Source organism: Actinobacillus indolicus (genome assembly GCF_004519515.1).
Lineage (GTDB): Bacteria > Pseudomonadota > Gammaproteobacteria > Enterobacterales > Pasteurellaceae > Glaesserella > Glaesserella indolica_A.
The window spans coordinates 95,963-119,199 of sequence record NZ_CP038145.1; the positions used below are offsets into that span (position 1 = coordinate 95,963).

Here is a 23,237-nt window from a genome sequence, read left to right on the forward strand (position 1 = left end):
TATTTTAATGTCGTCTTAAATTTTCACCATCTGACGGATGAAGACGACTAATAGCCCAAAGAAGAAAAACACAAAATGTCGCAGTACTGAAAAAAGTGTAACTAAAGGCTTTCTGTAATTGTTCAGGTGACATTTCACCAAAATGATAGCGATACAGGCTCAAAATTACTGCAGCAACAGCCACGCCAATACCACTCCCAACCTGCTGAACCATACTCAACATCGTAGCTCCAGAACCAGAATTACTCTGCGTTAAATCCCCTATACATAGCGTATTAATAGAAGTAAACATCAACGAAGTCACTGCACCAAAGCTCATAATAGTAAGAATAGTTAATGAGATAGAGCTTTCTTGCCCTAATAACCCCATAGCTGCTGTAGATAAGCCAGTGATAAGCGAAGCGACTAAGAGCGTATTTTTATATCCAAAACGATTTAAAATTGGTGAGGCTAGCGTTTTCATTAAAATAGAACTTACCGCTAATGGCGCAAGCATCCAACCAGCCATTTCAGCACTATAATGGAAAGAAACCTGCAACATAATTGGCAACAAGAAAGGAACAGAAAAAGTCACTAAACGAAATAATAAATTAGCGATTAGCCCAATCCGAAAAGTACGAATTTCAAAGAGTTCTAGTGGAAAAAGAGGTGATTTTACTTTTTTAGCGTGAAGAACATAACTCCATGTAGCCATGATTCCCACAAAGATGATGACTAATGCTGAAATTACATTCTCTAAACTCATGGAAATACGCTCTAATCCATAAGTGAATGCGACTAAACCAAAGGCAAGCAATACAAAGCCAACACTGTCTAACCGCGTTGTATCACCTTTTACATTCGGCATAAAACGGCTCGCAGCCCAAAGTCCAATGATCCCCATAGGTACATTGACCCAGAAGATCCAACGCCAAGAAGTATGGGTTACCAACCAACCGCCAACAATAGGCCCCATAACAGGCCCAATTAACCCCGCCATAGCCACTAAATTCCAAATGGCTAATAACTCTGATTTGGGTACCACACGTAAAATAGCTAGCCGAGCAACGGGCATCATAAAAGCCCCACCAATCCCTTGCATAATACGAGATAAAACTAGCATCACCAATGAATTGGACAAAGCACAGGCAATCGATCCTAAAACAAATAACACCACCGAAAAACGGAATAGGGTTAATGATCCAATGCGATCAGATAACCATGCAGTGAGTGGAATAAAGGTTGCGACACTTAATGCATAGCTAATAATAGCAAGTTGCATTTCAAGAGGTGATTCATTTAAGCTCTGGGAAATGGCTGGGAGCGCAGTATTCAGAATGGTGGAATCGAGCATCAGCATAAAAAACGCAATGGCAGTCGTCCAAGCTAATGCACGATAATTGGTCTGCTCTGTCATTTTCACCTCGCAATAAATTTGCAAAATTTTATAAAAATCTGACCGCTTGTAGAAAAAATTCAGGGCGTATAAAACGCCCCGAATGGTAATGATAAATTATTTTTGACGCATCGCTGGGAATAGGATCACATCACGAATGGATGGGGCGTTTGCGAAAATCATCGCTAAACGGTCGATACCTAAACCTTCGCCTGCTGTTGGTGGTAAACCGTGTTCAAGGGCGACGACAAAATCATCATCGTAGAACATCGCTTCATCATCCCCTGCTTCTTTTGCTGCAACTTGTGCTTGGAAACGTTCCGCTTGATCTTCAGCGTCGTTTAATTCTGAGAAGCCGTTACCGATTTCACGTCCGCCGATAAATAATTCAAAGCGGTCTGTCACTTCTGGATTTTCATCATTACGGCGTGCAAGCGGTGAAATTTCTGCAGGGTGTGCCATTAAGAAAGTCGGCTGAATTAATTGATGTTCTGCCACTTCTTCAAAAATTGCATTAACAATCGAACCTAATCCCCACGATTTTTGAATTTCAATGTTTAAGCCTTTGGCAATCGCCACTGCTTTGTCGAAATCGAGTAGATCGTCCATTGAAATACCGTTGCCATATTTCACAATCGCTTCGTGCATGGTGATACGTTCAAACGGTTTGCCGAAATCAAATACATATTCACCGTAAGGTACAGTCGTTGTCCCAAGAATATCTAAGGCTAATTTGCGTAATAATTCTTCGGTGTTATCCATTAAATCGTGGTAATCCGCATAGGCTTGGTAGTATTCGATCATGGTAAATTCAGGATTGTGACGAACAGAAACCCCTTCGTTACGGAAGTTACGGTTTAATTCAAATACACGCTCAAAACCGCCAACCACAAGACGTTTTAAGTAAAGCTCTGGAGCAATACGCAGGTACATATCCACATCTAATGCGTTATGGTGAGTGATAAACGGTTTCGCCGCTGCACCACCCGGGATCACCTGCAACATCGGGGTTTCCACTTCAATAAAATCTTTCTCTAAGAAGAATTGACGGATACCTGATACCACTTTTGAGCGGATAACAAAGGCTCGGCGAGATTCTTCGTTCGCAATAAGATCTAAATAACGCTGGCGATAGCGAGTTTCTTGGTCAGTTAAGCCTTTATGTTTGTTTGGTAACGGACGAAGTGCTTTAGTTAGCAGTTGTAATTCAGATGCACGAACGGTTAATTCACCTGTTTTGGTTTTAAATAGTGTACCTTTTACGCCGACAATATCACCTAAATCTAATAAGCCCACCGTGTTTTCATATTCACCTTCAGGCAAATTATCACGTGCAACATAAAGCTGGATCTGACCGCTTACATCTTGGATAGTAACAAATGTCGCTTTACCCATCACACGACGTAACATAATACGCCCTGCCACTACCGCAGGAATTTCTTTAGCTTTAAGTTCTTCGCCATCCACTTCATCATATTTTGCGTGAAGCTCTTCCGCTTTATCTTCTCGACGGAATGTGTTTGGGAACGGATTACCACGCTCACGCAATTGAGCTAATTTTTCACGGCGAGCGATCATTTCGCCATTGAGATCTAATTCTTGGTTTTCGACTTCTGACATTGTATTACCTTAAGATTTTTAAAAATAAATTCGGTTTAATTCATTTAAGTTTGAAAGGGCCAGATTATAAGCGATTTTGGAAGATTTTGGTAGAAAACAAGCGGTCACTTTCTTTGAAAAATTTGCAAAATGTATGATTGAACATTGAAAATATGACTAAACACTTTCTGTGTTATATGTGGCACTTGTTTGAATTGCAAGTGCCAACTGGAATACTCAATATTGTGATTAGCGATTAGGTGCGCATTGCGCTTTAAAGCGTAGAAGATGATCTAGCAATACGATAGCCATCATCGCTTCAGCAATAGGTACGGCACGAATACCCACACAAGGATCGTGTCTTCCTTTGGTGACGACTTCTACTGGCTGATTATGAATATCGACACTTTTACCCGGTACGGTAATGCTCGACGTTGGTTTTAGCGCAATATGCGCAATGATCGGTTGCCCTGAGCTGATGCCACCTAAAATACCGCCTGCGTGGTTTGAGCAGAATCCTTCAGGTGTCATTTCATCTCGATGCTCACTGCCCTTCTGTTCAACCACATCAAAGCCATCGCCAATTTCAACACCTTTTACTGCATTAATCGACATAAGCGCATGAGCAAGATCTGCATCTAAACGGTCAAAAACAGGCTCGCCTAAACCAACTGGTACCTGTTCTGCAATGACGGTTAATTTTGCCCCGATAGAGTTTCCTTCTTTTTTTAATTCTCGAATAAGTTCATCAAATTTTTCAACGGCAACAGGATCTGGGCAGAAAAATGGATTGCTATTGACTTGTTGCCAATCAATCTTTTCAATATCTGCAACGGTATTTGGATCAATTTTGACGGAGCCAATTTGTGATAAATAACCACGCACTTCAATGCCGAATTGCTCTCTTAAATATTTTTTAGCAATCGCCCCTGCTGCCACTCGCATTGCTGTTTCACGTGCAGATGAACGACCACCACCACGGTAATCACGGATTCCATATTTTTGTTGGTAGGTGTAATCGGCATGGCCTGGGCGGTATTTATGCATAATATCGCCATAATCTTGTGAGCGTTGATCGCCATTTTTGATAATTAATCCAATGCTTGTACCCGTCGTTTTACCTTCAAACACCCCTGAAAGAATTTGAACTTCGTCATCTTCACGGCGTGGTGTGGTGTAACGAGATGTACCCGGTTTACGGCGGTCTAAATCGGGTTGTAAATCCGCTTCGCTTAATTCCATATTAGGTGGAACGCCATCTACGATACAACCTAAGGCGATACCGTGTGATTCGCCAAATGTCGTGACTTTAAAAAGTTGTCCAATGCTGTTGCCTGCCATTTATTCGTTTCCTTATTTGAATGATTTAATGAGCCTTCTTTTTTCTTGTGGTTGGTGCAGATGCACATCCATTTGATTAAAGGCAATTTTAATGTGATGTTGGTTAAATAATTCCGTAATTCTTTTATAAAGGAAATTACGTGTCGCACTTCGATCATCAAGTTCTGGGACATACACGGTAAAATCATGTTCAATCCAACCATCGCCAAAGCCCATTAGATTGACATTTGGCGAGGGTTCTTCCATCACTTTAGGTGCTTCATTTGCTGCTTGATATAACAAGGAGCGGACTAATTCTAAATTTGCATCGGTACTGATCTTAATAATAATTTGTAAACGGGTAATCGTATTATTATAAGTCCAGTTAATAAAGCGGTCTGTCACAAAGGCTTGGTTTGGTAATACCACTTCTTTATGTTCATCATCGACTAAAGTCGTCGATCTTAAACGAATCCGTGTGATAACCCCAGTAAAATTCCCAACCGTCACTTTATCACCCACGCGAATTGGGCGTTCAAATAATAAAATAGTCCCAGAAACAAAGCTACCAAAGATTTCTCGTACTCCGAAACCCAAACCGACAGATAGTGCGGTAAATACCCACTGGATTTTGCTCCATGAAATACCTAAAGCGGTAAATGCGGAGATACTACCAAAACAGACAATAAAGTAAGTTAATACGGCGGTAATGGTATGGGGCGTGCCTTTTGAGAGTTTGATTCGGGAGAAGAAGGTCACTTCTAAGATCCCTTTGATATTTTTCACCAAGACATAAGTCACCGTTACATAAAGTACTGAGCGTAAAATATTGAGTAGAGTCACTGACTCCACCACAGTGCCTTTGGAAGTTGTTTCAACTTGTTCCCATAAAATCACGTTGTTGAGATAGTACGCAATACTGATGAGATCTGACCAAATTGCATATAAAGAAACAAATAAAACGACCCAGCCAATTAAATCAGCCATACGGAAAATTTGCTCATTCACCGTTGAGATTTTTATGACTTCTTCTGGTTTTTCTTTTGCGTCTTCTTTATTTTGTTCTAAATTTTGTTCTCTTAATTTTTCACGTTTTTTCTGTAAACGGCGATATGCCATTCGACGTGAAGAAATAGTTAAAGAACGATAAGCGAAATAACGCCCAAATACCCAAACGAGTGCGACTAAATAGGTTTTAATAATATGTTCGATCAGATAAACCGCGGTATAGTAATAACCTAAAATAATTAGCACAATCAGGGTAAGCGGTACGATAAAGAGCACAAAACGCAAAAGTTTAAATAAACTTACACTGCGTTTTTTGCCATCTTCTGTTTTCGCATTTTCATACTCTTGAATACCGCGATCTAATAATGGGCGAACCACAAAGGTACACAATGCTAATGCCACAATCGTTACCACTTGCCCTATTACATCGTTGGTAAATCCAATCACCTCAACTTGAGAAAAGATGGAGGACACAAGAAGTAACACCACGATCCATACGGATTGTTTAATAATACGTTGGAAAATTTCGTTACTGGTTTGTGGCATTCCAAAATGGCGGTAGGCTAATCCATTTGGACGTAATAACGATAAAACAGTCGCAAAGAAGAGCCAATAGCCAAAAGCTTTGGTCACCCAAACGGATGCTGCAAGCGGATCTGGGAAGAAAAGATAGAGTACAATGGTTGCCACCGCTAAAAACATAAGCCCACTCGGTAAGGCTAATACAATTGTCCAAAACATTGCCTCTGGGGAATGCCAGTGGCTGTCATTTTTAAGTGTATTAATCTGACTTCCGAGAACCGCTAATCTTTCTTTTATGGCTGGTTTTTTCCATAAAATCCCACCATAAATGAGCAATAGGATTGCGATAAATGCCAATGTTGAAGGTAAGTTCTGCCCTAAATTTTCAAACCCTAAATAACGGGTGAGCATTGCTACTTCTACAATCGCTTGCTTTGGAAAGGTTTCTATCCAAGAAAGATCAATCGGATTATTACTTTGAACCCAAAAGCTTTGCTGTTGTAATTGATTTTGTAAATTATCACTAATGGTAATAATTTGGCGCTGTGTTGCCTCAATTTCATTTGAAAGATTCAGTTGTAAATTTAAGGTTTTAATCAAATCTACAATGATTTTTTCACGTTCCGATAAAATATTCGTTAACGTTTTCTTTTCACTGTCATCAAAGAGGATTTTATTTGTTGTTTCTAGCTTTGAAATCACATTATTGATGTTGTACAACTCATCACGTTTCTGTGATAAATCAAAGATTTCTACACGAAGATTCGCAATATCGTTCGCTAGTCCTTTAATCAAGCTGTCTGTCGGTAACGCCTGTTTTTGTTGATTGATAATGCGAGAAAGCACAAGCGTACCTTGAAGCGCACTGATCTGCTCTTCAATGTTACGCTGAGTTTGAATCAAACTGTCTAAGACATTTTTGGCGCGTAGATTATCTCTTGAAAGCGAATTGGACTTCTGTGTTTGTTCTACTAAAAATTGGCTAAGATCCGTGTTGATCGAGAGCTCATCATGAATCACAGGATTCTCAACCTTATTACTCGCTTTCAGTTCTTCTGCCTGCTTTGCCTGTGCTTCATAGGCTTTTAAACGGTTGGCATTTAAGACTTCTTGTAAATCCGTTAATTGCTTTTGTAGCAGTTGCTGTTTTAGGGTTAATTCAGATCGTTTTGCTTCATCCACAGAGAGCAATAAATCGACATTTTGGCCTAAATAAAGGTTATATTTATTATTGGCCTCGATAAATTTAAGCTCAGCATTATATTTATCAATTAATGATTTACTGGCTTTACTGTTGTATTTCCAACGGGTTAGCTTTTCTGCTTGTTGGTTATTTTCTGCCGTTTGCTTACGGGTTTGTTCTGTCGCAGAACGATAGCTGGTTAAACTTGCATTAACTTCATTAAGGGCAGTTTGTAATTCATTGAGTTCTTGATGAATACTATCTTGTTTCTTTTCTAATTCTGCCGTTTCAAATTGTGTAAAGCTGTTGTTGTTTTCTTTAAGATCATCGGTCAACTTACTGATACTTTGTTGATAAGTCGCCAAGGCTTTAGGGGCATTAGCCACTTTACTTTGTAAAGCCTCTAAATCTTGTTCTTGTTTCTTCGCTTTTTCGAGAAAGCTCAATGCACCCTCTAAGTTTTTTGCTAATTGAGCATATTCTCCAGAGGTGTCTGCTTTAACCGAATCTAGCTGTACTTTTAGATCATCGGCTGAAATAAAATCTTCAGGGGCTGACTGTACCGCCACTGAAAATAAATATAAACACAGTGCTAACCAAAATGATTTCTTAAACATGGTGATCTCTTATCTGTTGTGCTACATAAGCTTTTATTTGCTGTCGGGATATTTTTATCCCACTTCCTTGCTCAATCTCTCGACTTAATGGTAAATATCGAATGGGTTGTTTAAATTTTTCTAAAGAGTGATTTGCAAAATATTGTAATGAACTGACCGCTTGTAGATTAAATGGTTCGCTGAATTCTACAACTGCTACAGGGCGTTCACCGAATTCTTTGTCAGAAATCGGCACAATAAATATCTGATGAACCTGCGGATGTTGTGATAATGTTCGCTCGATCTCTTCTGGTTGAATGTTTTCTCCCCCAGAAATAAACATATTATCTAACCGTCCAAGCACTTCTAATTTGCCATCCCGATTCCAACGCCCACGATCCTTGGTGGCAAGCCATCCTTCTTGATTCGTCAAAGGTAAAATGGCACCTTTATGCCAATAACCTAAAGCCAGGCTCTCTCCTCTTACCCAAATTTCTTGCCCAACAATTTTCACTTCCCTATTCATCAACGGCTTACCAACATTATCTACATCGTTTTTTACAGCACAAATAGTGGAAGCCATTTCTGTCATACCGTAACCCGCATAAGTCGTTATCCCCTGTTGTTGAGCTTGCTTAATAAGCTCTTGAGGGATGGATGCCCCACCTAACAAAATGTGTTGTGAGACTTTTTTCTCTCCTAGCCATGCTAAATATCGTTGTAATTGTGTCGGAACTAAGGATGCATGGCTAACCTGAGATAGCATCGAGTACACATTTTCTTTCTTTTCTGTGAGATATAATGTCGCGCCTTGTGATAACCAACGCCATACAATCCCCTGACCTGAAACATGGAAAAGGGGTAAGCTTAATAGCCAAGCACTCATTTCATTAAATTGAATAAAATCGCAAACACTTCGAGCATTCGCAAGATGTTGAGCGATAGAGTGAATAATCGCCTTGGGTTTACCCGATGAACCTGATGTTAAGGTGAATGTTGCTGGGCGTGAGAGAAAATCGGGCTTCGATTCGAGGTTACAAGCGGTCAGATTCTCCCCGATTTTTGCAAAATCCTGATCGGTCATCAAAACCTGAATATGGTTGTCGGATAACACTTGTTGGCGTTGTACGGCTGTCATCGCAGGATTTAGCATCATGATCTGTCTGCCACTTTTTAAACAGCCTAGATAACAGAGCAATCCAACAAAACGATGATTTCCTGAATAAGCGATCATCGGCTGATTTTTTGCAAAAAAATCAATTAAAGTGACCGCTTGATCAATAAGTAAAGCCAGATCTTGCCAAGAAAGTGTAGCAGAAAGAGAGGAAAGCAACGTAGAATCTCCTTTTTCCCACACAATCGATCGCACTTGAGCTTTTTTTTCAGCCCAATAATCTATGGGAAATACAGGAAATGCTACGCTAGACATAGAATATTAATTAAATTGCGCTTTAATACGTGCCACTAATTCTTCAGGTAATTCCATGGCATTCATTAATGCGCAAAGAATAATGCCCTTACGTTCCGTGTTGTTATTGGTAATGACCCAAAATGGCGAATCAGGAATTTGTTTTGCTTTAACGCTCGATCCCGTCGCTAAAATAGTTTGCTCATCACGAGCAAAATAAATGCGTTCGCTACCTTGCACATTTTCCGTAGCATGAGCAAATCCTTCAGGATCGGCACGGTAAATTGCGGATAATAATTGTAAAAAGCGATTTACACCTTTTTTTTCATTGATAAAAGCACTCGAGGCTAAGGCAAATTCAATTTGTTTTACGATCTTCTCTTGCTGATTAAGTGGCTGTTTTTTCTTTGGTAATTTCGCAAGATCTTTTAACTCATTAATCATATTTTCTTGCACAAGTACAAATGGCTGTGGTGATGCAGGTAAACGTAATAAACGACGTAAAATATCTGATGCACTTTCACCAATAGACTGAGTTCTGCTTGCAATATAGTGGTATAATTCATCATCAACTTCGATTGTTTTCATCTTGTCCCCTAAATAACTTGATTCCAGAAAAATTCTAGGCATTATACGCATTTCCGATCTTTTTGACAGGATCTAAACACGATATTTGGATAAAATTTAGATAAATTATGGCAGAAAAAATGTTCCTTCATCATCAATTTCAAAAAGCGATACTTCCACAAGATAATCAAGCTCAAACGATGGTCTTTATTCATGGTTTATTCGGTGATCTCAATAACTTAGGTGTGATTGCGAGGGCCTTTGCAGAGCAATTTAATATTCTAAGAGTGGATTTACGTAACCACGGACAATCATTCCATTCCGATGAAATGAACTATACCTTGATGGCGGAAGATCTGCGAGATCTCCTTATCCATTTACAGCTCAGTAATGTTATTCTCGTGGGGCATTCCATGGGGGGAAAAACGGCGATGACACTCGCACACATTACGCCTGAATTGGTTGATAAACTAATCGTGATTGATATTGCGCCTGTGGCTTATCATCTTCATCGCCATGATGATATTTTTGCAGGATTATTTGCGGTTAAAGCGGAGAAACCGTCAAATCGACAAGAGGCGAAATCAGCGATAGCGAAAGGGATTACCGATGAGGGTATTCAGCAGTTTATGTTGAAATCTTTTGATCCACAAAGTCCAGACTCTTTTAAGTTTAATTTATCAGGGCTAAAACAAAACTATGCAAACTTAATGGGCTGGCAATCGGTTTTTGTCGATAAGCCGACTCTCTTTATCAAAGGTGCGCTGTCTGATTATTTGCAAGATAAAGATACACAAACAATATTAGCGCAATTTCCAAAAGCTCGATCTTTTGTCGTCAGTAATGCAGATCACTGGGTTCATGCAGAAAAACCTGATGCTGTCATTCGAGCTATTCAGAAGTTTTTATCTTAAACAAAAAATCCTCTGATTTTTTTCTAAATCAGAGGATTTTAGCATTTTACTTATTTGACCAGTTTTAAGTGCGAACTTTTTTTCTTCACTGGCGCTTTCTTTTCTACACTCGCCTGTTTGGTTTCTGAGCGAGCCAAATAGCTCTCAGCCATGTAATAAGGCTCTTCCTGAAACATGACACCGTCACCATTTTCTTGTGCATAAATCGCTTCTGCTGCACCAAATGGAATGTAAATATCACGTAACATACCTTGGAATCGTGCACTAAAGCTAATAAATTCATCATTGACAATATATTGCCCAATAGAACGAGGCGATATATTTAAAATAATTTTACCCTCTCGCACAAACTCCGTAGGCACATCTACATCTGGATATTCTGCATTGACTAAAAGGTAAGGTGTATTATCGTTATCAATGATCCAGTTGTAATAAGCGTGATAAAGATAAGGACGTAATGCTTTCATTAATCTTTATCATCCATTAGATTTTTAGGCACACTTCCGCCAATTGACTGCACAAAACTTTCTCTTTTGAAAACACGGCTCATATAAGCTTTAACTGCTTTTGCACCAGCCCCTGTGAATTCAACACCTAAGCTACTCATTTTCCAAAGTAGTGGTGCTACATAGCAATCCACTAAACTAAAATCTTCGCTTAAAAAATAGGTTGAATCTGCAAATACTGGGCCTAAAGCGAGTACTTCTTCTTTGAGTTGATTTAACGCTTTTTGTGCTTCAGGCGTAGTTGGGTCGCGATCAATAAAATCCATTAATGAATACCAATCATTTTGGATTCTATGCATATTAAGGCGACACTGAGCGCGTAATACAGGATAAACAGGCATCAGTGGTGGATGTGGGAAACGTTCATCTAAATATTCCATGATGATTCGAGCATTGGATAAAACCAAATCACGATCAACTAATGTTGGTACTGTTCCACGTGGATTGACTTCAACTAAATCTTCAGAAATAGAGCCGGGTGCTATATTTTCAATTTCATAAGCCACGCCTTTTTCTGCCAAAACAATTCGTACTTGATGACTGTAAATATCTGTTTTTGATGAAAAAAGTGTAGGCACTGAACGTTTATTCGCACTTGTCATTGATTTCTCCCAATAAAAATTCTTATCAAATTTAATCTTACTATTCTAGCATATCTAATCATATCGGGCATAGTCCTATTTTCTACACCAATACAATTCAGATAATTCCTTAAATTTTATCAACTTATTCATCTAATTTTGCATAAAACTTTTGACGCTCCAAGCTAAACAGTCTAGGATTTACATACTTAATTTTATCTACCAAGAGGAAATGTAAATGGACAGTAACAAAAAGCAATCTTTCCAAGACATGTTGGATTATGTACACCTATATCGCTTAAAAAACAAGCTATTAAGGGAAACCGCTGATAATGATCGTAAAATTCGTGATAATCAGAAACGTGTGTTACTTTTAGAAAATCTCAATCAATATATTACAGACACGATGTCTGTCGAAGAAATTCGTGCAATTATTCATAATATGCGCGATGACTATGAAAATCGTGTCGATGATTATATGATTCGTAATGCGGAATTATCGAAAGAACGCCGTGAAATCCGTCGTAAAATGGCTGAGCATACCAGTAAAAAGTAGAACGCCTTATTGAAAATAGTCAATTATAAATTGAATAGTGACATAAAGGGCTGAGTTCAATGAAATATCGAACTCAGCCCTTTTCTTTTATCGGTAAATTCTTTTCAGCATAAATATGCTGTTATATAGCGTTACAATTGTAATACTTTTGATAACGCGTCAAAGAAACGGTCATTCTCTTCTGGCAACCCGATACTCACACGAAGATGATTTGGCATACCATAACCTGCAATCGGACGAACGATCACGCCTTCGTGCAACAACGCCTGATAAATCGGCTGTGCCGGCTGTTTTAAATCTACCGTAATAAAATTACCTTTCGATGGAATGTATTCCAACTGATTTTCCTTAAAAAATGCTTCATAACGCTTCATTTCATTGCGGTTATTTTCTGCCACTTTCGCAATAAAATCATCATCTTGAGCAACTGCAATCGCAGCCGCTAGCGCAAGACTATTACAGTTAAACGGCTGACGAACACGATTTAATAAATCCGCAATTTCAGGGTTCGAAACTGCATAACCAATACGTAAACCCGCCAAACCATAGGCTTTAGATAACGAACGAGAAACGATTAAATTCGGATATTTTTGCACTAAAGCAAACGAATCTAACCGCTCGGCAGGATCGGTAAATTCTGTATAAGCTTCATCCAATACCACAATCACATTCACAGGCACTTTGGCTAAAAAGCGCTCAATTTCTTGCTGAGATAAAAAATTCCCCGTTGGGTTATTGGGGTTCGCGATATAAATCAACTTGGTTTTATCATTAATCGCCTGCTCAAACGCCCCCAAATCGTGTCCCCAATCTTTTGCAGGGATTTCGCGTGCCACCGCATTAATCGCTTTGGTGACAAGCGGATAGACAATAAAGGCATATTGTGAATAGATAATTTCATCTTTTTCACTCGCAAACGTATGGGCAAACAGCTCAAGTAGATCATTTGAGCCATTTCCTAACGTAATTTGGTTCGGTTGAACCCCAAACTTTTTCGCAATGGTCGCTTTCAGCTCAAAACCATTGGCATCAGGATAGCGAGTTAAATCATTCAACTGCTTTAAAATCGCTTGTTTCGCACTTTCAGGAAAACCAAACGGGTTTTCATTGGAAGCAAGTTTCACAATATTTGAAATTCCAAGCTCACGCTCAAGTTCTTCAATCGGCTTCCCTGCTTGATAAGGGGCAAGGGTTTTCACGCCCTCATTGGCGATGTTGATAAATTGCATAATTCTTTCCTAAACAAAAATAAGTTCAAACCCTATTGGTTTTCTTGCTCAAACTTCTGCATAAACGCAATCAACGCTTGTACGCCTTCAATCGGCATGGCGTTATAGATTGACGCTCGCATACCGCCTAACACTTTGTGACCTTTTAAGGCTTGTAATCCGCAAGCGGTCGCTTCCGCTACAAATTTTGCATTAAGTTCGTCGTTGCCTGTAGTAAAGGTGACATTCATTAAAGAGCGGTTCGCTTTAGCGACCGTATTGCGATAGAAATTGCTGTTATCAAGATAGCGATAAAGCAGTTCCGCTTTGGCTTGATTGCGTTTTTCCATTTCAGCTAAACCGCCTAGCTCAAGCAGATGTTTAAAGACCAATGAACAGAGATACCAAGCAAATGTTGGTGGGGTGTTGATCATTGAATCATTGTTAGCTTGGGTTTCGTAATTCCAAATAGATGGCGTTGCTTTGCGAGCCTTGCCAATCAAGTCTTCACGCACAATCACAAGCGTGATCCCCGCAGGACCTAAATTCTTTTGTGCGCCAGCATAAATGATACCAAATTTGCTGATGTCAATACGGCGAGCCAGAATGTTAGACGACATATCCGCCACTAACACTGCATTGCCTACTTTCGGCTCATCAAAAATTTCCACACCGCTAATGGTTTCGTTCGGGCAGTAATGAACGTAGTCGTACTGCTCTGCAATCTCGCTAAAATCAAGGTTGCCCACTTTAAGTTCATCACCCTGCTCTAAAATATTGATTTCATCAATTTCACAGAAATTGCGAGCTTCTTTTGCTGCTGTTGCTGACCAGTGTCCGCTGGTTAAGTAAAGTGCTTTGCCTTTTTCGCCGATTAAGTTCATCGGAATTGCCGCAAACTGCCCTCTCGCACCGCCTTGTAGGAATAAAATTTTGTAGTTTTCAGGAATGTTATATAGCTTACGGAAATCTTGTTCACATTCTGCAATCATTTCCATAAACAATTTGCCACGATGGCTCACTTCCATTACTGAAGTCTGTTGATTTTGCCAATTCAACAATTCTGCTTGTGCTTTTTCTAATACGGCAGTCGGCATCATCGCCGGGCCTGCACTGAAATTATAAACTTGTGTCATTGTGTTTGCCTCTTATAAAAAATGGTGCTTTGCATTCTAGCGGAAATATGGGGTGTGTCAAAACATTCACACGTTCGCCATAATTTCTTCAATCTCCCCAATCTCCTTCGGCACGCCAGATGTGAGATTTTTGTTGCCATATTCGGTGATTAAGAGATTATCTTCAATTCGGATACCAATGCCTTTATATTGCTCTGGCACATCGGCATCTTTCGGGATATATAATCCCGGTTCAACGGTAAGCACCATACCGATTTCAAGCGGTCGATCTCGTTCATTGCCGTAGTCGCCGACATCGTGGACATCTAAGCCTAACCAATGCCCTAAGCCGTGCATATAAAATTGTCGATAGGCTTTATTCTCAATTAATTCATCTACATTGCCTTTTAATATGCCTAAACGCACCATTCCTTCTGTCATAATACGCACAGCTTTGTCGTTAGCCAGTTTGATTGAACTTTGCGGTACAAGCAGTTTGGTCGCTTCTTTTAAGGCTTCCAAAACAATTTCATACACTTCTTTCTGAGCCGTAGAAAATTTGCCATTGATAGGAATAGTTCGGGTGATGTCGCCTGCATACATTGCAAACTCTGCCCCAGCATCAATTAACAGTAAATCTCCGTCTTTTAACACCTGATCGTTCTCGTTGTAGTGCAAAATGCACGCATTATCGCCCCCTGCAATAATTTGATTGTAGGACGCAAAGCGAGAGCCAAAACGAGAAAATTCGTGTTGGATTTCCCCTTCGATTTCCATTTCGTAACGATTTGGGCGAGTTTGTTTCATTGCTCGTAAATGTCCAAAGGCTGAAATTTGGCAGGCTTGTTGTAATAAGGCAATTTCGGCTTCGGACTTGAACAATCGCATTTCAGAGAGTATCGGTTGCCAATCAATCAAGGCTGTTGGGGCTTTTTTACGGCTTACGGTGATGGCATCAAGGGTTGTAAAAACAATCTGATCGCCCCACGCTTGCACATTTCTTGCGTAGTAACAAGCGGTCAAATCTGTCCATTTTTCTGCAAGAATGGTTTGAATATCGTCGATGTCATAGGCTTTATCGATATTTAACGTCTGCGGTGCGACTTCAACGCCTAAACGGCGACCATTCCACGTTTCCATTAGTGGATCTTTTTTGCGTAAAAAAATCAAGCTCTCACACTGCCCTGCTTTTTTCAGCAACACCAACGCTGATTTTGGTTCAGCAAATCCCGTGAGATACCAAAAATAACTGTCTGGGCGGAATAAATAGTCGCAGTCGTTATTGCGACGCTTTTCTGTTTCGGTAAAGACAATCAAGGTTGAGTTGTCTTGCATTTGTTCAAACAAACGCTGACGACGAGTGTGAAATTCTTCTTGGGGGAGTTTTTGTAAATAGGCGAGATCCATAACCATTCCTTAAAATTGATTTTTGAACATTAATAAGCATACCTATCTTCACTGAAATTGACAAATGTTATAGACATTTTATTAGCATAGACAGAAAATAGTTTTATTTGAGGAAAACACTATGGCAACCATTCAGCAATTTTTAGACATCGTTGAGCGTTTACGCGACAAAGAAACTGGCTGTCCTTGGGATATTAAACAGACCTTTGACACCATGCTACCGAATCTATTGGAAGAAACCTATGAAGTCTCAGAAGCAATTCATACAAAAGATCGTACCGCTTTGCGTGAAGAATTAGGCGATCTGTTGCTACAAGTGGTATTTCTTAGCCAATTAGCCAAAGAAGAAGGAACCTTTACCTTTGAGGATGTACTAAGCGATATCCACGACAAACTGATTTATCGCCACCCACATGTTTTTGGGAACACTACTGCTACAAACAGTGAAGAAGCCCTACAAAACTGGGAAGCACAAAAAGCCAAAGAGAAAGAAGCAAAACAGCAAACGTCTATATTAGATGATCTGCCTTTTGCTCTGCCTGCCCTTACTCGTGCAGACAAATTGCAAAAGCGTTGTGCTAAAGTCGGTTTTGACTGGGATAATCCGCAAGATGTTTTTGCCAAAGTGGAAGAAGAGCTGGAAGAAGTTAGAGAAGAAATTCGACAACAGCAGCCCGAAAAATTAGCGGAAGAATTAGGCGATTTGCTATTTGCGACAGTAAATCTTTGTCGTCATCACAAAATTGACTCAGAAACCGCACTTCGCAATGCGAATGTAAAATTTGAAAATCGATTCAGAAAAGTAGAGCAACACCTTATACAACAAGGCAAAAAACCTGAACAATGTACTTTAACTGAATTAGATTTTATTTGGAATGAAATAAAAAAAGTGGAATAAATTGACAAAATTCGGTAAAGTGTCGGGTTAGATTAGTTTGTGTAAAGAAATAACCATAAACTATAAACTATAAATATAATATTAGATGGAATAGGAAATAGAGCTATGCCAAAAATTTTACTTGTTGATGATGACATTGATTTAACAGAACTTCTTGCTGAGTTACTTTCACTTGAGGGTTTTGATATTCATACGGTACATAATGGTCAGGAAGCATTAAATGAGTTAGAGCTTCAGACTTATGATTTAATTCTACTTGATGTCATGATGCCTGTACTTAATGGTATTGAAACCTTAAAGCAAGTAAGACAAAAATATTCCACCCCGGTACTTATGCTAAGTGCGCGTGATGATGAAATTGATAGGGTTTTGGGATTGGAATTAGGTGCCGATGATTATTTACCAAAACCATTTAATGACCGAGAATTAGTCGCCCGTATTAAAGCTATTTTACGTCGTTCTGCAACGATAAAACCTACCAGTGTATCAGAGGCATTTATTGATCATAATGCCGAAGATGATCGTAAACATCTTCAATTTGGTGGTGTTGAATTACACCCTGGTCGTCAACAAGCAATTTTTGAGGGCAAAGATCTCGATCTTACTGGTACCGAATTTGCTCTATTACAAATTTTAATGCGTAACCCAGGGCAAATTCTTTCACGTGAATTGCTCAGTTTAGAAATCTTAGGAAAACGCTTAACACCGTACGATCGTGCTATTGATATGCATATTTCTAATTTACGCAAAAAACTTCCTGAGCGTAATGATGACTTACCTTGGTTTAAAACCCTACGTGGACGTGGATATTTACTTGTCACAGAAAAATAAATAGCACTGAACATAAAATCCCTCACTCTGCTTGCATTGTTGAGGGATTTATTATTTAGCGAGGTCTATTATGTTAAAACTCCGAAATTTTAGAACTTATCTTGCCTATCAAATATTTGCATCTTTTATGATCATAATTGCCATTGTGCTAACCTTGGCTATTTTACTACCAAAATTGGATGCACGGATTTTCAAAAAAATTGAAGATTCTCAATTTCGTTTTATGGTGCAAGAAACTAAATACGTGGAACAAGAATATAATTTAGATGAAATCTCTCGTCGTAACTTATCTGTCACCTCTGTTAATGGATTTGAAATTATTTTAGTAGATCCCATCACGTCACATATAGCAGGAATGAGGGACCAGAATTTAGATGAATTCTATGTATTTATGTATAAAGCGAGAAATTACTATTCACCTTTCCAAAGACGTTTTGATGATATTGAATTTTATGGACCTTTTTTAGCTCGTTCTGATAATAAACAATACAATCTCTACTTTATGAAAAAAGTAGACGCTCAGCGAGAATATATCAACGATATGTTTGACTCACCTTGGCTAATCTTTGTACTGCTTTTACTTGTGAGTATTCCTATTATGCTTTGGTTATCTCACCGAATCGCAAAACCCGTTAAAGCATTACGTCTAGCGGCTGATGCCGTAGCTCGAGGAAATTTATCTGTTAACCCTAAACTTGAAACCGAAGGGATTATGGAACTCCGCCAAGTTGGAACAAGTTTTAATCAAATGATCATTGCCTTAGAACGTTTAAGCAGTTATCAGCAAAGGCTTATTTCAGATATTTCTCATGAATTAAAAACGCCTTTAACCCGTATGCAATTATCTCTTTCCCTACTCCGCCGTAGAAATGGAGAATCTAGCGAAATTACACGTATTGAAGGTGAAATTCAAAAATTGGATACGATGATTCATGACCTACTTGCATTATCAAGAAAGGAAAGTGATCACCATCTAAAACGTGAAGTCTTTCCTATTCACAAAATTTGGGATGAAGTGTTTGAAGACGCTAAATTTGAATTAGAGCAAAGTGGCTTTGAATTTGTCATTAGCCAACGCATTTTGCATCCAGAACGCTACTTTATTAATGGCAGTGTCGCTCTACTTTCAAGTGCAATTGAAAATGTTATTCGCAATGCGAAAAAATATGCAAAATCCACCGTCAAAATTATGTGTTACATTGATTCCAATAGTCTCTACCTTTTAGTGGATGATGATGGTGAAGGTGTTCCAGAAGACCAATATGAAGAAATCTTCCGACCATTTTATCGAGTACAAGAAGACAGAGCTCGCCAAACAGGTGGAACTGGACTTGGATTGTCAATTGTTGCCAATGCCATGCAACAACATCACGGCTCTGTAAAAGCAGAAAAAAGCACGTTAGGTGGTTTAAGAGTCAGACTACAATTACCACTTTGGTTTGGATAATCTCTTTCATGTAAAACAACAAGCGGTGAGATTTGCAAAATATTTTACAAATCCGACCGCTTGTTGATACGTTCATGTTAATTTGATGATAAATAAATATCATAACGCTTTAAAATATCAAAAATTAATTCATCCTTTTTCAAATGTTGAATATTATGCTTTTCACCGTAATTTATATTGGTTGATGCCATAATAGTCATATTTCCAGTATTATCTTCAGCCTCTTTTTCAAGATCAATACGATAATAAAAATGATCAATCATAAAAATCACATATTTATTATCGCCTTCTAAATTACTCTCTAAATGCACATCAACGCCATAAACACCTATCAATTCTTGACGCAATTCTCTCATCGCAAGCATGATAGTTGACTTGGTATATTTTAAAGTATCACGTTCATCACTCTGCATTAATAAATATTGCACTTGCTCTCGCCAATTATCTGTTAACCAGCGCTGATTATCTTCTTTTTTATGCATGGCAACATAATCAAACCGCAATCCTTTATATAAACTCCATACCATTAAGAACATTAAACAGACAAAAGGTAATGAAAACATCAGCATTGTTCCTTGCATCGCCTCTATTCCACCAATTTGAAAAAGAATAAAGGTAATTGAGGTAATAATTGCTCCCCAAAAAACAATCTGCCAACGTGGAGAAATAACACTCTTATCTTTAATGGAAATGTTATTAAGAATATAAACGCCAAAATCAACGGTAGTAATAAAAAACAATAATACAAGAATAAAAGCAATATGATTTGAAAAACTTGAAAAAGGCAGATAATCAAGAAAAACAAATAATAATTTACCCGTTTGATTTAATATTTCACCTAGTTTGCCATTTGCTAAATATTCATTAACCCAAATTGCACCATTGCCAAAAATGGTAAACCATGCAATAAAAAATAAGCTAGGAACTAATAGCACACCTAAAACAAACTCTCTAATTGTTCTACCTTTAGAGATACGAGCGATGAAAATGCCAAAAGAAGGCGCCCATGAAAACCACCAAGCCCAATATAGAATGGTCCATTCATTAAACCATTTTTGATGTTCAGGTTCATAAATATATGTTTTGAGACCCAATTCAATAAAACTATTTAAATAAAACCCTATATTTTCAGTAAACGTTGAAAGTAAATAGGCCGTTGGCCCCACACATAAAACAAACAACATTAAAAAAAGTGAAAGCACTAAGCTTAGCTCACTGACTATTCTTAAACCTTTTGTAACCCGCTGAGTTGATATGATGATTGCGATAATAAATACAGTGCCAATAATAACTTGAATAGTTAATTTATCACTAAACCAAAATTGACGTTCTTCAAATGCTGCAATTAATCTTACTGCACTATATGCAAGAGTAGTAATAAGTCCAAAAATGGTGGTACAAAGCCCCAAAATATCAATTATATCACCTAATTTCCCATCTATTTTCTGCTTTAATAAAGGATAAAAACAGGAACGTAATGACAGAGGCAATTTATAACGAAAGCCAAAATAGGCTATAGATAAAGCGATAACTCCATATATTGCCCACGCATTAATGCTCCAATGAAAAATACTTTGAAATACGGCTTGACGCTCTACATAATTAACAGAAATGGGAAATATTGAGTGAGAAAGCGGTTCAGCTACGCCTAAAAAAATGACACCAATCCCCATTCCAGCGGTAAATAATAAAGCATACCATGACTTCAAACTTAGCTCTGGCTCTTCTTCATCAAGACCTAATTTAATATTGCCATAATTACTTAAAACCAAAAAAGCTAAGAAAAAAATAAAGAAAGCATTAACGATAACATATAACCAATTAAACCGTTCGAAAATAAAAGCTCTAGCGTTCAAAAGCCAATGAATGGATTGTTGGCTATCAAATAACACTAATCCAATAATCAGGCTACAAAATAGCAAACTTACAACCACAACAGGTTTGTTAAAAGTCGAATGTATTTTCATCAATGATTCCATAGTAAAAATGCGGTATTTCTACCGCACTTCTTAATTATTCCCCCAACTCCGTTTGCTCATGAGCCATTAACTCTTGGCCGACATCATCAAGTAATGAAAGATAACGTTCATATTGTCTCAGAATATCAGCAATTAATTCATTTCTTGTCATGTATTGCACATCATATCCTGTTCTTCCATCAAAGAAAAATGTCATCGGTTGATAGGTCATTGAATGTTGAATATGTGGCATATTCTGATCTTCAATCAATTGTTCTGAGACTTCATGCCCCACAGATTTAATACCATACATAAAATCACGCATTGACTCTTTATGTATAATGAATTCAACTGAAGGCTCTTCACTATCGAAAGATTGAACAATTTCAACATCTAAATTATGCACGCCAATAAGCTCTTGTCGTAATTCTCTCATTGCAGGCAATGCAGTCTGCTTTAAGAATTTAACAATATCTTTTTCTTGCGTTTGATTTAGCATTTGGCTTAAACGATCTTTCCATTTATCACCCGTCCAAAATACACTACTCGGTGTTGTTTTGGTTTCAAAGTATTTTTTATCTGCATTTAAACCTTTCCAGAGGCTTAAACACATCACTAACATCAACATAGCAAATGGCAATGCGACAATTAATGTCATTGTTTGCAAGGTCGCTAATCCCCCAACACTCATTAAAACAATGGCGACGGTAGACATTAATATTCCCCACATTGTAGCTTGCCAACGAGGTGAGGATAAACTTTTATCACGAGAAGCAATGTTATTTAGCACATAAATACCTGAATCTGCAGAGGTAATAAAGAAAAGAGAAATAATCACTAAAGCAATTAAACTTGTTACACCTGAAATAGGTAAATAATCTAAGAATTTAAATAACAGTTTCTCTGGTGAGGATGTCAATTCATTTAATGCGCCATTAGCTACAAAGGTATCCAACCAAATAGCACTATTACCAAATACAGTAAACCAAAGTACACAAAATAAACTTGGAACCGCTAAAACCCCAAAAATAAATTCACGGATCGTTCTTCCTCGAGAAATTCGAGCAATAAATAAGCCAACAAATGGAGCCCAAGAACACCACCAAGCCCAATATAAAACAGTCCAGTCAGTAAACCATCCTATTTTATCGGTTTCGTATGCGTATGTTTTAAAGCTTAAACTGATCAAATGAGTTAAATAAGTACCTAAATTATCACTAAAAGCAGATAATAAATACAATGTTGGGCCGGCAATAAGGACAAACAACATTAAAGAAAATGCGAGGCCTAAATTGATTTCACTAAGTAATTTTACCCCTTTTCCTACTCCTGAAATGGCTGAAAATACGGCTAAGCTCATTACAGTAATAATAATGATCACTTTAATTAAAAAAGTACTTTCTTCAATCCATCCTAATTGCGCTAATCCAGCACCTAATTGAGAAGCACCAAAACCAAGTGTGGTGATAATACCAAATAGTGTCGCAATCAATGCCATAACATCAATAGCATCACCAACACGTCCATTGATTTTGTCTTTTAATAAAGGGTAAAAACAAGAACGTAATGCTAAAGGTAATTTATAACGGAAGCCAAAATAAGCCAATGCAAGTGCAATCACTGCATAGACAGCCCAAGCATGAATTCCCCAATGGAAAAAGGTATGTAACATAGCTTCTTGCTGTCTATATTCAAGGCTACCCGCAGTTACAAAATAATGAATTAAAGGCTCGGCAACACCAAAAAACATTAAACCGACCCCCATGCCAGCAGCAAAAAGCATGGCTAACCAAGAAAGGAATGTAAATTCAGGTTCTTCTTCATTCATGCCTAGTTTGATATTCCCTAAGCTACTGATGGATAGAATAATGAGAAAAATGAGAAAAATGGAGAATGCGAGAATATAAAACCAACTAAAATTAGCAAAAATAGTGGCCTTAGCCCAATTAAAAGCTTCGGTCATTTGTGTTGGTATCATTAAAGTCGCAACGACTAAACTGACTACCATCATTAATGTCAAACTAATCACAAAAGGATTGAACGACGATTTGTTTTGAATCATTTTGGAAAAAGCCAAAACAGGATCTCCTATCGGTTTGTGATAGATCATTTAAAAGAAAGATACTTAATAACAACGACTATAAAAAGACGAAAACGTTATTTCAAACCATGTTTGAATGGTGTAACTGAGCTAATAAATGATATATCGCTAGTTAAAATATAAACGCTATTTTTCAG

The 23,237-nt window shown here is 38.1% G+C and carries 18 protein-coding genes; 5 read left to right on the forward strand and 13 right to left on the reverse strand.

All coding sequences use genetic code 11. The features are described 5' to 3' along the window. Positions 1–4: 4 nt before the first annotated feature. The 6 genes from EXH44_RS00430 to seqA all read right to left on the reverse strand — a co-directional run bounded on the left by EXH44_RS00430 (position 5) and on the right by seqA (position 9,599). Positions 5–1,396 carry a DHA2 family efflux MFS transporter permease subunit gene (locus tag EXH44_RS00430; protein ID WP_162855821.1) on the reverse strand — a complete coding sequence of 464 codons (1,392 nt, stop codon included), beginning with the start codon at positions 1,394–1,396 and terminating at the stop codon, positions 5–7. 96 nt (positions 1,397–1,492) lie between these two features. Then, positions 1,493–2,995 (reverse strand): lysine--tRNA ligase, encoded by a 1,503-nt coding sequence (gene lysS, locus EXH44_RS00435; RefSeq protein WP_162855822.1) that lies wholly within the window; start codon positions 2,993–2,995, stop codon positions 1,493–1,495. Positions 2,996–3,223: 228 nt separating this feature from the next. Beyond that, the gene (gene aroC, locus EXH44_RS00440) at positions 3,224–4,315 is read right to left on the reverse strand and encodes a chorismate synthase (protein WP_162855823.1); all 1,092 of its coding nucleotides are present in this window, start codon (positions 4,313–4,315) and stop codon (positions 3,224–3,226) included. 12 nt (positions 4,316–4,327) lie between these two features. Next, entirely contained in the window at positions 4,328–7,624 is a 3,297-nt protein-coding gene (gene mscK, locus EXH44_RS00445) for a mechanosensitive channel MscK (RefSeq protein ID WP_162855824.1), read from the reverse strand. Continuing rightward, the gene (gene menE / locus EXH44_RS00450; protein ID WP_162855825.1) at positions 7,617–9,032 is read right to left on the reverse strand and encodes an o-succinylbenzoate--CoA ligase; all 1,416 of its coding nucleotides are present in this window, start codon (positions 9,030–9,032) and stop codon (positions 7,617–7,619) included. Before menE ends, mscK begins: the two co-directional genes overlap by 8 nt. Positions 9,033–9,038: 6 nt before the next feature. Beyond that, a complete protein-coding gene (gene seqA, locus EXH44_RS00455) occupies positions 9,039–9,599 on the reverse strand; it encodes a replication initiation negative regulator SeqA (RefSeq protein ID WP_162855826.1) in 561 nt (186 codons plus the stop codon). Between the two features lie 107 nt (positions 9,600–9,706). Here seqA and EXH44_RS00460 point away from each other — a divergent pair, with 107 nt between their 5' ends. Next, entirely contained in the window at positions 9,707–10,492 is a 786-nt protein-coding gene (locus EXH44_RS00460; protein ID WP_162855827.1) for an alpha/beta fold hydrolase, read from the forward strand. Positions 10,493–10,542: 50 nt separating this feature from the next. Here the strand turns inward: EXH44_RS00460 and EXH44_RS00465 are convergent, their stop codons facing one another. After that, positions 10,543–10,959, reverse strand: a complete 417-nt coding sequence (locus tag EXH44_RS00465) for a ClpXP protease specificity-enhancing factor (protein ID WP_162855828.1) — start codon at positions 10,957–10,959, stop codon at positions 10,543–10,545. After that, positions 10,959–11,600 carry a glutathione S-transferase N-terminal domain-containing protein gene (locus EXH44_RS00470; RefSeq protein WP_162855829.1) on the reverse strand — a complete coding sequence of 214 codons (642 nt, stop codon included), beginning with the start codon at positions 11,598–11,600 and terminating at the stop codon, positions 10,959–10,961. The genes EXH44_RS00465 and EXH44_RS00470 overlap by 1 nt, the downstream gene beginning before the upstream one ends. A gap of 217 nt (positions 11,601–11,817) precedes the next feature. On the opposite strand from EXH44_RS00470, the gene EXH44_RS00475 reads away from it, so the two are divergent. Continuing rightward, positions 11,818–12,135: a DUF496 family protein gene (locus EXH44_RS00475; RefSeq protein ID WP_162855830.1), complete on the forward strand. Its 318-nt coding sequence runs from the start codon at positions 11,818–11,820 to the stop codon at positions 12,133–12,135. 131 nt (positions 12,136–12,266) lie between these two features. Here the strand turns inward: EXH44_RS00475 and hisC are convergent, their stop codons facing one another. From hisC to pepP, 3 genes are all read right to left on the reverse strand, one after another. Further along, positions 12,267–13,364, reverse strand: a complete 1,098-nt coding sequence (hisC, locus tag EXH44_RS00480; protein WP_162855831.1) for a histidinol-phosphate transaminase — start codon at positions 13,362–13,364, stop codon at positions 12,267–12,269. A 32-nt stretch (positions 13,365–13,396) separates the two neighbouring features. After that, complete coding sequence (gene serC, locus EXH44_RS00485; RefSeq protein ID WP_162855832.1) at positions 13,397–14,479, reverse strand: 3-phosphoserine/phosphohydroxythreonine transaminase; 1,083 nt, start codon at positions 14,477–14,479, stop codon at positions 13,397–13,399. Positions 14,480–14,545: 66 nt separating this feature from the next. Continuing rightward, positions 14,546–15,865, reverse strand: coding sequence for a Xaa-Pro aminopeptidase (pepP, locus tag EXH44_RS00490; protein ID WP_162855833.1), 1,320 nt, complete (start codon positions 15,863–15,865; stop codon positions 14,546–14,548). 121 nt (positions 15,866–15,986) lie between these two features. Here pepP and mazG point away from each other — a divergent pair, with 121 nt between their 5' ends. From mazG to cpxA, 3 genes are all read left to right on the forward strand, one after another. Then, positions 15,987–16,763 carry a nucleoside triphosphate pyrophosphohydrolase gene (gene mazG / locus EXH44_RS00495; protein WP_162855834.1) on the forward strand — a complete coding sequence of 259 codons (777 nt, stop codon included), beginning with the start codon at positions 15,987–15,989 and terminating at the stop codon, positions 16,761–16,763. Between the two features lie 105 nt (positions 16,764–16,868). Beyond that, a complete protein-coding gene (locus EXH44_RS00500) occupies positions 16,869–17,594 on the forward strand; it encodes a response regulator (RefSeq protein WP_162855835.1) in 726 nt (241 codons plus the stop codon). Between the two features lie 70 nt (positions 17,595–17,664). Beyond that, on the forward strand, positions 17,665–19,041 hold the full coding sequence (gene cpxA, locus EXH44_RS00505) for an envelope stress sensor histidine kinase CpxA (protein WP_162855836.1): 1,377 nt from the start codon (positions 17,665–17,667) through the stop codon (positions 19,039–19,041). A gap of 77 nt (positions 19,042–19,118) precedes the next feature. Here cpxA and EXH44_RS00510 read toward each other — a convergent pair whose 3' ends face one another. Together EXH44_RS00510 and EXH44_RS00515 are read right to left on the reverse strand one after the other, a co-directional pair. Further along, positions 19,119–21,008: a BCCT family transporter gene (locus EXH44_RS00510; RefSeq protein ID WP_162855837.1), complete on the reverse strand. Its 1,890-nt coding sequence runs from the start codon at positions 21,006–21,008 to the stop codon at positions 19,119–19,121. 46 nt (positions 21,009–21,054) lie between these two features. After that, positions 21,055–23,061: a BCCT family transporter gene (locus EXH44_RS00515; RefSeq protein WP_425266849.1), complete on the reverse strand. Its 2,007-nt coding sequence runs from the start codon at positions 23,059–23,061 to the stop codon at positions 21,055–21,057. Between the last annotated feature and the right edge of the window lie 176 nt (positions 23,062–23,237).